At 66.1% G+C, this 13,104-nt stretch carries 13 protein-coding genes; 3 read left to right on the forward strand and 10 right to left on the reverse strand.

The window, feature by feature from the left end; genetic code table 11:
* Positions 1-143 precede the first annotated feature (143 nt).
* The 5 genes from JQ639_RS10865 to JQ639_RS10885 all read right to left on the reverse strand — a co-directional run bounded on the left by JQ639_RS10865 (position 144) and on the right by JQ639_RS10885 (position 5,290).
* Positions 144-1,124, reverse strand: coding sequence for a D-alanine--D-alanine ligase family protein (locus JQ639_RS10865; RefSeq protein WP_211966567.1), 981 nt, complete (start codon positions 1,122-1,124; stop codon positions 144-146).
* Positions 1,124-2,065 carry a UDP-N-acetylmuramate dehydrogenase gene (gene murB / locus JQ639_RS10870; protein WP_211966114.1) on the reverse strand — a complete coding sequence of 314 codons (942 nt, stop codon included), beginning with the start codon at positions 2,063-2,065 and terminating at the stop codon, positions 1,124-1,126. Before murB ends, JQ639_RS10865 begins: the two co-directional genes overlap by 1 nt.
* Positions 2,065-3,477 carry a UDP-N-acetylmuramate--L-alanine ligase gene (gene murC / locus JQ639_RS10875; RefSeq protein ID WP_211966115.1) on the reverse strand — a complete coding sequence of 471 codons (1,413 nt, stop codon included), beginning with the start codon at positions 3,475-3,477 and terminating at the stop codon, positions 2,065-2,067. Before murC ends, murB begins: the two co-directional genes overlap by 1 nt.
* A gap of 152 nt (positions 3,478-3,629) precedes the next feature.
* Positions 3,630-4,034, reverse strand: a complete 405-nt coding sequence (locus JQ639_RS10880) for a hypothetical protein (RefSeq protein WP_211966116.1) — start codon at positions 4,032-4,034, stop codon at positions 3,630-3,632.
* Between the two features lie 2 nt (positions 4,035-4,036).
* The gene (locus JQ639_RS10885; protein ID WP_211966117.1) at positions 4,037-5,290 is read right to left on the reverse strand and encodes an FAD-dependent oxidoreductase; all 1,254 of its coding nucleotides are present in this window, start codon (positions 5,288-5,290) and stop codon (positions 4,037-4,039) included.
* 100 nt (positions 5,291-5,390) lie between these two features.
* Between JQ639_RS10885 and JQ639_RS10890 the strand changes: the two genes are divergently transcribed.
* Positions 5,391-6,206 (forward strand): AraC family transcriptional regulator, encoded by an 816-nt coding sequence (locus tag JQ639_RS10890; protein WP_211966118.1) that lies wholly within the window; start codon positions 5,391-5,393, stop codon positions 6,204-6,206.
* Positions 6,207-6,678: 472 nt separating this feature from the next.
* On the forward strand, positions 6,679-7,242 hold the full coding sequence (locus tag JQ639_RS10895; RefSeq protein ID WP_211966119.1) for a hypothetical protein: 564 nt from the start codon (positions 6,679-6,681) through the stop codon (positions 7,240-7,242).
* 185 nt (positions 7,243-7,427) lie between these two features.
* Here JQ639_RS10895 and JQ639_RS10900 read toward each other — a convergent pair whose 3' ends face one another.
* Positions 7,428-8,612 (reverse strand): MFS transporter, encoded by a 1,185-nt coding sequence (locus tag JQ639_RS10900; protein WP_211966120.1) that lies wholly within the window; start codon positions 8,610-8,612, stop codon positions 7,428-7,430.
* 115 nt (positions 8,613-8,727) lie between these two features.
* Here JQ639_RS10900 and JQ639_RS10905 point away from each other — a divergent pair, with 115 nt between their 5' ends.
* Positions 8,728-9,633, forward strand: a complete 906-nt coding sequence (locus tag JQ639_RS10905) for a LysR family transcriptional regulator (RefSeq protein ID WP_211966121.1) — start codon at positions 8,728-8,730, stop codon at positions 9,631-9,633.
* Positions 9,634-9,644: 11 nt separating this feature from the next.
* On the opposite strand, the gene JQ639_RS10910 is transcribed toward JQ639_RS10905, so the two are convergent.
* The 4 genes from JQ639_RS10910 to JQ639_RS10925 form a co-directional block, all read right to left on the reverse strand.
* Positions 9,645-10,838 (reverse strand): hypothetical protein, encoded by a 1,194-nt coding sequence (locus JQ639_RS10910; RefSeq protein ID WP_211966568.1) that lies wholly within the window; start codon positions 10,836-10,838, stop codon positions 9,645-9,647.
* Positions 10,838-11,824 carry a hypothetical protein gene (locus tag JQ639_RS10915; protein WP_211966569.1) on the reverse strand — a complete coding sequence of 329 codons (987 nt, stop codon included), beginning with the start codon at positions 11,822-11,824 and terminating at the stop codon, positions 10,838-10,840. The genes JQ639_RS10910 and JQ639_RS10915 overlap by 1 nt, the downstream gene beginning before the upstream one ends.
* A 252-nt stretch (positions 11,825-12,076) precedes the next feature.
* Positions 12,077-12,352, reverse strand: a complete 276-nt coding sequence (locus JQ639_RS10920; RefSeq protein WP_211966122.1) for a YiaA/YiaB family inner membrane protein — start codon at positions 12,350-12,352, stop codon at positions 12,077-12,079.
* Positions 12,353-12,386: 34 nt separating this feature from the next.
* Complete coding sequence (locus tag JQ639_RS10925) at positions 12,387-13,103, reverse strand: PspA/IM30 family protein (protein ID WP_211966123.1); 717 nt, start codon at positions 13,101-13,103, stop codon at positions 12,387-12,389.
* Between the last annotated feature and the right edge of the window lies 1 nt (position 13,104).

A 13,104-nucleotide genomic window follows, 5' to 3' on the forward strand; every position in this document is an offset into this window, starting at 1 on the left:
CTTCGGATTTCTGGGTAAACAAAAAGTAAAATGATTGGCCGCAGAGTGCGTTTTAGGCTGCGAGATGAGCACTTTGCGATTGAAAAGGGGAACCGGGCCCCGGCGGACGACCACCCCGCCTGGTGGGCGCTCGCCTTCCCCGGTTACCTGCGGCCGACGGCCAGCGCGATCTGATCGTTCAGGAAGTCCAAGAATCCGATTCCCGCGGCCTTCAGCGCTTTCGGATACAGCGAGGCCGCCGTCAGCCCCGGCAGCGTATTGGTCTCCAGGTAGATCGGCCCGCGCGTCGTGACGATGAAGTCCGAACGAGAATAGCCCCGACAAGACAAGGCTTTATGCATGGTCATGGCGTGCGCCATGATCTGCTCGGAGATCTCCGGCGCGAACCGCCCCGGGCAAATTTCCTGGGTCGACTTGGCGAGGTACTTGGCGGTGTAGTCGAAGCTGCCCTCGGCTGGAACGATCTCGATCGGCGGCAGCGCCCGCACGGATCCGTCCGATTGCTCGAGCACGCCGCAGGTCGCCTCGATGCCGCCCATGAAAGGCTCGATGACATAGTCCTCGACCTTGGCGGCGGTACGGACCGAGACGAGGTCCTGGCTCGCATTGACGAAGATCAGGCCATAGCTCGAACCGTCGCGTGCGGGCTTTGCAATCAACCTGCCATGCTCGGTCAGCGCGCGCTCCGCATCGTCCAGCACCACGGTCGCCGGCGCAGCGACGCCGACCAGAGCGGCGAAGCGCTTGGCCGCGACCTTGTCGAAGGCAAGATGTGACGATGCCGGGCCGGAGCCCGTGAACGGCACGCCGCGAACCTCGCACATCGCCTGCAGCTCGCCGTTCTCGGCACGGCCACCATGCAGACCCAACAGCAGGACACGGCCCTCGTCACGCGCAGCATCGAGCGCCTGTGCGAGCGGCACGCCGGGACCGCCCGGCACGAACGGCTCCTCGAAGGGGCGCGCGTGCGCCAGCAGTTGCTGTGACTGAACCGCATGCACTGTATCGTCGATATCCCAGAACCAAAGATCGGCCTCAGGCAGCGCGCGATGCAGCGACTGCGCCGATGCCACCGACACCAGACGCTCCTTGCTCGTGCCACCGAAGAGAATGGTCGTCCGCATCATGCCGCCCCGTCGATTCCGATCCGCTTGATTTCCCAGTGCAGTTCGATACCCGACGTCGCCTTGACGCGCGCGCGCACCGTCTCGCCCAGAGTCTCGATGTCGTGCCCCGTCGCCTCGCCGGTGTTGATCAGGAAATTGCAGTGCATCTCCGACACCTGTGCGCCACCGACACGGAAACCGCGCATGCCGGCCGCATCGACCAGCTTCCAGGCGCTGTGGCCGGGCGGGTTCTTGAACGTCGAGCCGCCGGTCTTCTCGCGGATCGGCTGCGCGGTTTCGCGATGGTTCTGGACCTCCGCCATGCGCGCGCGGATCGCTTGCGCTTCGGTCGGCCGGCCACGAAACAGCGCCGACGTGAAGATCACGCCGTCCTCGACACCACAATGTCGATAGCTGAACTTCATGTCGGCGTTGGAGAACGTCCGCACCTCGCCGGCACGCGTGACGCCGCGCGCCTCGACCAGCACGTCCCTGGTCTCGCCACCATTGGCGCCGGCGTTCATGCGCAGCGCACCGCCGATCGAGCCGGGAATACCGAAGTAGAATTCGAGGCCGCCGATACCGGCCGCGGCCGCCGCTTCCGCCACCCGCTTGTCGAGCACGGCGGTGCCGGCGCTTACCGTATCAGCGTCGGCGCCGACCTCGCCGAAGCCCCGTGGCGACAGACGGATGACGACGCCGCCAACGCCGCCGTCGCGCACGATCAGGTTGGAGCCGACGCCGATTGGATAAACCGGAACGTCCGCTGGCAGACGGGCGAGAAAGTAGGCGAGATCGTCCTCGTCGGCCGGTGTGAACAGCACCTGGGCCGGACCGCCGACGCGAAACCAGGTCAGCGGCGCCAGGCGCTCGTTCGCGAGCAGCCGGCCGCGCAACTGCGGCATCGCCGCCATCAGCGACGGCACGAGGTCGGGAAAGCCGGGAGTGCCTTGCGACATCAGGTGCCGCTCTCCAGCGCCTTCAGTTCGGCGGGCAGCGCGTAGGCCCACTGTGTGATGTTGCCGGCGCCGAGACAGACGACATAGTCACCGGACTTCGCGATGCCGCGCACCACCCCGGCGAGCTCGGTCGAATCCTTGAGCGAAATCACTTCGCGATGACCATGCGCGCGCAGGCCGAGCACGAAGTGCTCGCGATCGATGCCGGGGATCGGCGCTTCGCCGGCCGCATAGACGTCGGCGACGATCACCGTGTCGGCATCATTGAAGCAGGTGCAGAATTCCTCGAACAGCGACTGCAGGCGGGAGTAGCGATGCGGCTGCACCACCGCGATCACCTTGTTGCCGGTGGACTCGCGCGCCGCCTTGAGCACCGCGGCGATCTCCACCGGATGATGACCGTAGTCGTCGATCACGGTGACGCCGTTCCACTCGCCGGTGCGGGTGAAGCGGCGCTTGACGCCGCCGAAGCCGGCGAGCGCCTTGCGGATGGTATCGTCCGACAGCCCGAGCTCGTGGGCGACGGCGATCGCAGCGGTGGCGTTCGACGCGTTGTGGCGGCCAGGCATTGGCAGCACGAGGTCGGCGATCTCGTGGGTCGAGCCGTCCTTGCGGTTGCGGAACGAGACCTTGAAGCGTGAGCTGCCATTGGCCGCGGTGAGATCGACCAGCCGCACGTCGGCCTGTGGGTTCTCGCCGTAGGTGATGATGCGGCGGTCCTCGATCTTGCCGACGATGGTCTGCACCACCGGATGATCGATGCACATCACCGCGAAGCCGTAGAACGGCACGCTCTCGACGAAGTTGCGAAACGCGTCCTGGACCGCTTCGAAGGTCTTGAAATGATCGAGATGCTCGGGATCGACATTGGTGACGATGGCGACATCGGCGGGCAGCTTGAGGAACGTACCGTCGCTCTCGTCGGCCTCGACCACCATCCATTCACCGGCGCCGAGCCGCGCGTTGGTGCCATATGCATTGATGATGCCGCCGTTGATCACGGTAGGATCGAGGTTGCCGGCGTCGAGCAGCGTCGCCACCATCGAGGTGGTGGTGGTCTTGCCATGGGTGCCGGCGATCGCGACGCAGCTCTTGAGGCGCATCAGCTCGGCCAGCATCTCGGCGCGGCGCACCACCGGGATGCGCTGGGCGCGCGCGGCCATCAGTTCGGGATTGTCGCGCTTGATCGCCGACGACACCACCATCACGCCGGCGCCATCGACGTTCTCCGCCGCATGGCCGACCGTCACCGCGATGCCCTTGTCGCGCAACCGCTTGACGTTGGCGCTCTCGGCGACGTCGGAACCGCGGACGGTGTAGCCGAGGTTACCGAGCACCTCGGCGATGCCGCTCATGCCGATGCCGCCGATCCCGACGAAGTGGATAGGGCCGATCTCGCGCGGCAATCTCATGGTGGTCTCTCGCTCCGTCGTGCGCCGGCCCCGTGCCGACGCGCCATCCGAATCCTGAGCCCACTTCATGCAAGACTGAACTGGCCCGGACAAGTCCGGACCGTCAGAAATCGAGATTCCGGCGGTTTTGCGTCCGAACCGGCCTGACGGCCTCAGACCTGTTCCCCGAGTTGTTCCCGCACATGCGCTTCGGCCTCTGCGGCGGAGGGCACCACCGCCATGGGGATGCCGAACGCCTTGACGGTGATCTCCGCCCGGGCCGCGAGAACCGCGCGCGCCTGCGCATCCGGCTCGATGCTGATCATGCCCCGGCAGACCGCCTGCAGCGCGTCCTTGTTGCGCTTCAGCCACTGGCCGCGGAGCTTGCGATCCTCGTGGGCCTCCTCGCCCCGGTCACCGTCGAACAGCAGCACGAACGGCCGTCCCAGCGCCACCAGAAGATCCATCTCGCAAATCCACTGCGCCGCGTAGCCGGTCTCCTGGCCACCGATCAGCACCCGCACCACCGGAAAGGCGCGAACATCGTGGACGCGGAAAGACTGCGGATTGGGTATCATGGTCATGCTCCTGCGGAGAGGTTGGGGGAGAACAGGCGCTGCGCGCCGCGGCTCGAGGACGCGAGCGCCGTGGCCGCACGCGCCAGCATGTCCTGCTCGTAGGCAGCGATGGCCGCCAATGGCGACAGGTCGGCCGTAGCCACCTGCGCCAGACAGGTCGCGAGGCTCGCGGCATCTTCCAGCGCCGTGTTGGCGCCGAGCCCGCCCGCGGGGCTCATGGCATGGATCGCATGGCCGAGGATGGTCACTGCCGACGGCGTCCACGGTCGCAGCAGCACCGCACTGCGGACCGGCATCACGGCAAGGCTCGCACGGTCGGCATTGTCGAACAGCGCCCGCAAATCGCGATGCCAGCCATGGGTGAGGCAGGAGACGATCGAGCCGAGCGGCGGCCCGCCGGGCGGCAGCTCGCGCTGCGGATCGAAGCCGAAGCAGCCGCGTGGACCGATGAACGCCCAGTAGAGATAATCCTCGGTCGGCGACAGCGCGCAGCCGCGTACCGTCCGCACCGGGCGAAACCGCATCGCATCGATCACGAGCGCAAAGCCGTCGGCGAACACCACCGACGTGCCGCGGCGCAGTTGCGGCGCGATGCGAGGCTGGATCTCCGGCGTCAGCGGCGTCTTGCCATAGATGCAGACGGCGCCGGTATCGACCGGCTGCGCGAGAGGCCAGCACTGGGCCCGCACCTGCGAATTCACGCCATCGGCCGCGACCAGCACCTCGCAGCGGGCTTGCGTGCCGTCCTCGAAGGCGATCGACGTGCAGCCGTCGGCGTCGGTCGCAAAACGCCGGAACGACTTGCCGAAATGCACATGCCCATCGAGGCCGCCGAGCAGCACCTCGCGCAGCGTCTGGCGATCGGCGGAGAGATCTCCCGGCTCCACGGCCGCGGCGGCACCCGCTACGGCCGACGGACGCCAGGTGTCGGCCGCCCGCCCCGCCACGGGCGCGAGCTGCGGATCGAAGAACAGCCCTTCGTTGTCGGCGACGGCGCAGGTGTCACGGAAGGCCTCGGCCAACTCCGGCGACAGGCAGCGGCCGAGCGCGCGCTGGCCGGCGGCGTTGATGCGGACCCGATAGCCCTGCTTGCGACTGTCGGCGGCGCTGTCGCGCTCGTAGACATCGCACGCGATCCCAGCGCGCCGCAGGCCCTGGGCGAGGCACAAGCCACCCAGCCCGGCACCGATGATCGCGACACGTCCATCCCATCGGAGCGGACTGCGGGAGGGAATTCGGAGCGGATCGCTGTTCATGGGGCACCATTCACTGATAGCGCCGGGAAGACCGGCCCATCAGCGATAGCGGCGTTCACCCCTGTTGCGATAACCGTATCCGGCCAATAAATATTGAGAAATGGCCAGTCTAGAGACGATCTTACCTGACCTGACCGAGCGCCCCGACGGTCCCGCCCTGATCGCGCTGTGGGGATCCGAAGACCCTGCGGAAGAATTCCGGCTGGGTACGCGGGAGTACGACTGGCATGCCCATCTGCGCGGCCAGCTGTTCTGCATCGAAAGCGGCCTGATCCGCACGACTACGCGCCAGGGCTCCTGGCTCCTGCCGCCGCACCGTGTCGGCTGGCTACCCCCCGGCGAACCGCACAAGGTCAGCATATCCGGAGCGCTGAGCGGCTGGAGCGTGCTGATCCTGCCCGAAACGAGCCGCGGCCTGCCGGACCATCCCTGCGTGATCGGCACGACGGACCTGCTGCGCGCCCTGGTGCGGCGGGCTGCGTCCTGGGCCGATGCAAACACGCTGTCGCCCGAACAGGAACGCGTCGTCGCCGTGCTGATGGACGAGATCCTGCGCGCACCGCAGGAGCCGCTGCATCTGCCGATGCCGGCCGACGAGCGGCTGGCGCGCATCGCCACCGCACTGATCAGCAAGCCGGACGACAACCGCACGCTGGACGCATGGGCGCGCTGGTCCGGGCTGTCCGCGCGCACGCTGCGGCGGACGTTCCTGGCCCAGACCGGGACGAGCTTCGCGCAATGGCGGCAGCAGGCCCGCCTCACCCACGCGCTCGAATTGCTGGCGCGTGGCGATTCCGTCGCCGATGTCGCCGACGCACTCGGATATGCCTCACCGAGCAACTTCATCGCCATGTTCCGCCGCAGCTTCGGCGAGACGCCAGCGCGCTATTTCACAAGCCGATCACGCATGGACTAGTTAACCACCTCAATTTTTGGCAGAATGCTTCACCTGCAGCTTGAGCAAATGTGGAAAAAACTATCAATCGATTGGATAGATATCCTAGTCGCGACCGTCCCAGTTGGGATCGGTGGCTCAATTTATGTTCTATTCCGAGACAAACATCTTCTGATTTTCCGAGTCACAGACGATCTAGGCCTTAGCGGCCCAATAGATCTTGCCCGCACACTCTCAAGACCGCTTAACAACAGTGTAAGTGGCTTCATTCTGTATTCGCTACCCACTGGACTTTGGGCTCTATCCTTTATGTACTGTATCGCTCTTATCTGGCAGGACCGCCTAAGGAGCCCAAACGCTATTTGTTTTATAGGAATGGCTAGCGTCGCAATTGTCGGAATTGAGCTGGCCCAAACCGCACATTTTATTCCCGGACGCTTTGATGTGAATGATTTAGCCGCCAACGTCTTGGGCTTATTTTTTGGGGGCCTCATTGCCGTTATCAGATCGAAGCAGATTTTTCATTAGTTCTTTTGTTTTTATCATTTTTTTGCTGCTGGCCGCTGGCTCCGCCGAGGAAAGTAGCCAAGACAAGAAGTCACGCATCCTCAAAACAGAAGGCATATCCGAAACAGTTTACGACACAAGAGTGCGGGATTTCGGCAGTTACGATGACTACATGCGTGCGACAGACAAGGGTATGAATGCTACTCAATATGCTAAATACAAGTCACAAAGAGAGGCTTGTGGAACGAATTGGTATTCCTGCTCTGACAATGAGCAGTTAGTGAACAATTGGTCTGGCTGGTCTACAGTTCAAGCCGACTGCAAGCTTTCCGCGAATGATCGAGCAAAATACGGCGACCCAGAATGGCCATGGCTCGCATTCTCTACTTTCCTCAAAGGATCGGACTACGTCAAAACCGGGAAAGCCGTGGCAATAGAACCAAACGCTAAATTCAAGAACGGCTTCAACGCATCGGTACGCGTGAAAGTTATCTGCCTATATGACTTGAAAAACAGACGCGTCGAAAACATTACCATTTCGGAGCGGTGAGTACAGCGACCGCCAGCGCCCCTAGATCGCTAGTACCGAAATTCTACGCTTCGAACGCCATAACGGGTTGATCGAAGGTTGATCTGGACTTGTTTGCCCCGGCCGCCAGGCTCATCAAAGAGCAGCGCGACACCTACGTCGCGCTGCTGCCACCCCCTGATACAGCCCACCGTCCGCTTCGGCGCTCAGGCCGCTGCCTGTTCGGCGCAGTCCGGCTGGCGCCGCCTGCGCGCCATCTGCTCGCTGCCGAACGCCAGCACGAGACCGGCGAACGGCACCAGGGCGGCGATCCAGGGAATCGCGCCGAGGCCGAGACCATGGTCGATCACCACGCCGCCAAGCCAGGCGCCGATGGCATTGCCGAGGTTGAAGGCGGCGATGTTGAAGCTGGACGCCAGACTCTGACCCGCGCCGTGTGCTTTCTCCAGCACCCACATCTGCAGTGGCGGTACGGTGGCGAACGCGGTGGCGCCGAGCAGGCCGACGAAGGCCACCATGGCGACGCGGTTGTGCACGGCGAAGGTCATCAGGCCGAGCACCACCGCGAGCGCCAGCAGGCTGCCGAACAGCGCCGGCAGCAGGCGACGGTCGGCAAAGCGGCCACCGGCGAGATTGCCGGCCACGAGGCCCGCGCCGAACACCAGCAGGATCGGCGATACCGCCGCGTCCGAAAAGCCGGTGATGCGCGTCAGCATCGGGGCGATGTAGGTGAACACGGCGAACACGCCGACCCAGCTCAGCACCGTGGTGAGCAGGCCGACAAGCACCTCGCGGCGGCCAAGCACCGCAAGATCGTCGCGCAGCTTCGACGGCGCGGGCGCGGCAGTGTCGCGTGGCACGAACGCCGCGATCACTGCGAGCGCTGCCACGCCGACCAGGGTCACCGCCCAGAAGGTCGCCCGCCAGCCAAGGTCCTGCCCGAGCCAGGTGCCGAACGGCACGCCGAGGATGTTGGCGACCGTGAGACCGGTGAACATCACCGCGATCGCCGACGCCTTCTTATTGGCCGGCACCAGCGAGGTCGCGACCACTGAGCCAACGCCAAAGAAGGTGCCATGGGCGAACGCGGTCAGCACGCGCGCGGCCATCAGCGTCCAGTAATCCGGCGCGATGGCGCAGGCGGCGTTGCCAACGGTAAAGATGGCCATCAGCGCCAGCAGCGCCGTCTTGCGCGGCCAGCGCGCGGTGGCGATGGTCATGATCGGTGCGCCGAGCACGACGCCGAGCGCATAGCCGGAGATGAGAAGACCCGCGGCCGGGATTGAGACATGGAGATCGGCCCCGACCTGGATCAGCAGGCCCATGATGACGAATTCGGTGACGCCTATTCCGAAGGCGCCGGCGGTGAGCGCGTAGAGTGCGAGCGGCATGGAAAAACCCCGGGAGATCGGCCGCAACGGAGGGCCGGTTCCCCTTCCAGATGGACATCGCGCCATTCGTGAATTAGAACTACAGAAGGAAAAATATCTGTGAACTGAAATCACAATGTCTCGGATCGAGGTCAACCGCTCCGGCGAAATGGAAGTCTTTGTCCGGGTTGTCGATCTCGGCGGCTTCTCGGCCGCGGCCCGCAGCTTCCGGATGACGCCATCGGCGGTCAGCAAGCTCGTCGCCCGCCTGGAAAGCCGGCTGGGGGTGCGGCTCGTCAACCGCTCGACCCGCAAGCTGCAGCTCACCCCCGAGGGCACCGCCTACTACGACCGGGCGATGCGCATCCTCGAGGACATCGACACGGCCGAACGCGAAGCGACCACCGGCGCGACGCCGCGCGGCCGGCTGCGGGTCAACACCAGCGTGCCGTTCGGCCTGCACCGGCTGCTGCCGCTCCTGCCCGGCTTCATGCAGCGCTATCCCGATGTCCATGTCGACGTCGCGCTGACCGACACGGTGGTCGACCTGCTGGAGGAGCGTGCCGACGTAGCCATCCGGGTCGGGCCGCTGCGCGAGTCACGGCTGCTGGCACGCAAGCTCGGCGAAAGCGCGATGGTGGTGGTCGCCGCGCCGTCCTATCTCGCGCGGCATGGCACGCCGCGGAGCCCGCAGGATCTCGAACACCACAACATGCTCGGCTTCTGCTTCACCAAGCAGATCGAGGGCTGGCCGTTTCGCGACAGCAAGGGCGGCCACGTCTCGATCCACCCGGCCGGCAACGCGTTGGTCAGCGACGGCGAAGCGATGCAGCGGCTGGTCGCCGCCGGGCTCGGCCTCGCCCGCCTGACGCGCTTCCATGTCCAGGCGGATATCGACGCCGGCCGGCTGGTGCCGGTGCTCGAGAGCCACAATCCCGGCGATCTTGAAACGGTACACGCTGTATTCGTCGGCCACGGCGGCCAGTTGCCGGCGCGGGTGCGCGCGTTCCTCGACTATCTCGTGGAGCATGTGGAGCTCTAGCAGATCGCCGCTCAGTCGGGCGCCAGCACCAGCAGGCGGCCGACCAATGCCAACGCCGTCTCCGTGGCCGGATCGGCGGAGACTACAGGCACTGCCAGGACCATGATATCGGCTGGATCGGGCGCCAGCACGATGAGATGGGTCGCGCTATGGGCCGCCAGCAGCGACACGATGCGCTCAACCGCCGGATCGGTTGGCGGCAATCCCCATGGCGCATCGGCGCGACGCAGCAGACTGCGCCGCGCCAGCAGATCACGCAGCAGCGGCGGATCGTAGTCGACGAGATCCACTTCGCGCAGCCGCCGCGCGCTCGCGAACAGCGGATGACGCGCAAGCTCGGCGATCAGACTGTCGCGGCCCTGCGCGGCAGATGCAGCAACCGAGTTAAGCAATCCCGGTGCATGGGATTCGAACAACGAGCGCAGCGCATCCACCATCAATGCGATCGCCAGGACGCCGCTGATCGCGACCGCGCAGAACCGCACCACTTGCGCGGCGTCAACCTCGCCCGCCATGAACGACGCCGCAACGCCGAGCAGGCCTGAACTGACCAGCCGCAACGCCATCAGCATCAGCCCCTGACGCCGCGTTTCAGCGCCGCCCCCGGCGATCAGAAGCACGGAGATCACCAACAGCGCTCCCAACGCGCCGAGACGCACGGGAATGTCTGGAAACACCACGCGAAAGTCGGTGACCGCGAACGGCATCACCACCAGCGCGCCCACGACGAGGCGCGCGATGCTGCGGTTTTCCGACGACATCAGCGTGGCCGGGTCACGCCAGGCCAGCAGCAGCGCACAGACGGCGAAGCCAGCGAGCTGGAACAACATCAGCGCGACACCGTGGAACACGACGTATGATCCACCGCCGACGAGGGCACCGAGGCCAAGCACGATGCCTCCCGCCACGGCGGCGAGCTTGACCTGGCGCGGGGCATGCCGTCGCAGCATCCCTTCGGTGACGATTAGTGCGCCGAGCGGGATCAATGCCGCCGGAACCAGCGACAGGCGGTCGAGCAGATCGCTGCCGCTCCACCACGCGGCACTGCGCACGAAGAACAGGACCGCGACGAGGCCGAGCGCAAACAGCAGCCGCCGCGTCTGCGGGCTGTGCGCATCGCGCCGGCGCAGCGTCAGCATCGCGACGCCAAGGCCGATGGCGCCGCACAGGTTGACGATGGAATCCGCGACGATTGCCGGCGACATCATGGCGCCTCCGGATGGGGGGCGGGGCTCTCGCGCGGCGGCTGGCGCGGCCGTAGCGCGCCGAATGGCCTCGTATCGTCGAGCCAGTGCATCAACGGCAGCAGCAGCCGCTGCAGCCCGAGCACCACCCCCGCCGCGAGCAGGCCCGGCAGCGACCTGCGCGGCACCTCGCTCAGCAGATAGCGCCGCGCTCCGCCGAGATCGATGCGGCCGATCTGCAGGAGATCGTCGCCACGGTCGTAGTCGAGCTCGCGGGCGCAGAACGCGTTGTAACGCTCGTCGCGGTGCTTCGGCGCGTCGGCAAAGGTCTTCTTCAGTGCATCGGACCCACCGGTGTAGGCATTGGTGATGACGAAGCGCGCCTCGTCGAAGCCCGCCTCCGGACCGACGCCGAACACCTGACGATGGCGGCGGATGATGTCGCGGCCGAGTTGCAGGTGGGCGAAACTGCGCCGCGCGGCAGGATCGGGCGACGGAAACACGTCGGAGAAGGTCTCGCCGACCATGCCGGCCACCGCCGGCACCTGGGTGACGCTGGACATCCATTTGGGGCGCAAGCCGTCGCGCACGAACAGCACCAGAGCCGTGAGGCCATACAGCACCCAGGACAGTCCCTGCCCGCGCACCTGCGGATCCACCATCACGAGACCGAGATGCGTCACCTCGGCCGGCGCGCCGTCGAGCGTGACGTCCATCACGGCCAGCGCATTGAATGCGATCGGCTGTCCAGTCGTCTCGTCGCAGATCAGCGTCACGATGGCGCGCGCGAGCGGCTCGCGTTCGCCTGAGAATACGCCATAGGTCAGTTCGTCCTGCGGCAGCGTCTTTGCGGCGACGGCACGAAGCTGTGCAACGAGACGCGCGAGCTCCTCCTGTGGCAACGACAGGCCCGGGCTCTCGACGATCCGGGTCTGCATCCCCGCGTGCGTGCGCAAGGTGAGATCGATGGCTGGCTGCGACAACGCGCGCAACCAGAACGCGCCCATGCCGCGCAGCCGGTCGTAGCCGGATCGAAGCCTTCCCCTGCGATCGAACTGTCGCAACGTCGCCATGGCATTCCCGGAGACGTGCGGTCCAGTCCGCACGCCTCTGCTTTTTCCTGCAGGACGGCCCGTCGAGACGCAATGATCGGGACAAGGAGCCGCTATGGCAAGGTAAATGGACACTTGCAGCAATGCCACCACGGGACGGCCGATCGCTCGGCCATCCCGCAGCGGTATCCAGCTGTTCCAGGCAGCCTACGCCGCCTTCGATGCTTCCATCAGGATGCGCTCGGCGCGGGCATCCTCGATGCGGTTGACGAGGCGGCTGCTCTCGTGGACGTCGCGCACCGTCTTGGTCATGGTGATGCAGGACTGCACCAGCATGACGATGCCCATGAGCAGGTAGCCCTTCACCCACAGGTCGAGCGGCAGGAAGTAGACGCCGCAGATGACCATCAGGAGCGAGGCGGCGAACGACACGTAGGTGAAGGTGACCCACGCGGAGGTGTGCGGCTGGGCGGTCTGGTTCATGGCGATATCCTTTGTCACAGGTGGTTCAAAACGATCAGTCGTGGGTCTGCGGCGCAGCAGGCGACGACGCCTGCCTGGCCTTGAGGCGGGCGAGGACATCGTCCGCCGTCGCGCGCATGCGCGGCCCGAAGCCCTGCTCGGCGAGCTTCTCCGCGGTGGCGAGCGGGCCGTTGGCGGCGTCCATTTCGATCAGCGCATCGTCCGCAGCCTGCGCCTCCTGCTGGCGCTCGCGCAGGCGGGCCAGCGTCCGCTCGGCCTCCGGCAGGGTCGATTCATAGGGGCGCGCCGCCTCGATGCCGCCGCGGCGCAACGCGCGGACCGCTTCCGAGGCCCGCGCGATACGGCGGCCGCGGTCAAGCGCCGCGATTCGCACCTCGGCGCCGCTGACGTGGCGGCGTAGCCGCGCGATCTCCGTCGCGAACAGCGCCCGCGCGGTGAGCGCCGCGTCACGGTCGGCTTCGAGACCGGCGATGGCTTCCGCCGCCGCGCGGGCGAGATCCTCGCGGCCGCCGTCGAGCGCAGCGACGGCACGGGTATCCAGATCGGCGATGCGGGCTTTGGTGGCGTCGAGCCGCCGTCCTTCCTGCTGGTCCTGGGCGATGGCGAGCGCCAGCGCCCGCTTGGCGCGCTCGACCGCCGCCGCGGCGTCGCGCATCTGCTGGTCGAGGATGAGCAGCGCCGAGCGGTCTTCCAGTTCCTCGCCGGCCGCAGCGACGCTGCCGCGGAACAACGTCAAAACCGTTTTGAACATG

The sequence above is a fragment of the Bradyrhizobium sp. U87765 SZCCT0048 genome, from assembly GCF_018131225.1.
Classification (GTDB): domain Bacteria; phylum Pseudomonadota; class Alphaproteobacteria; order Rhizobiales; family Xanthobacteraceae; genus Bradyrhizobium_A.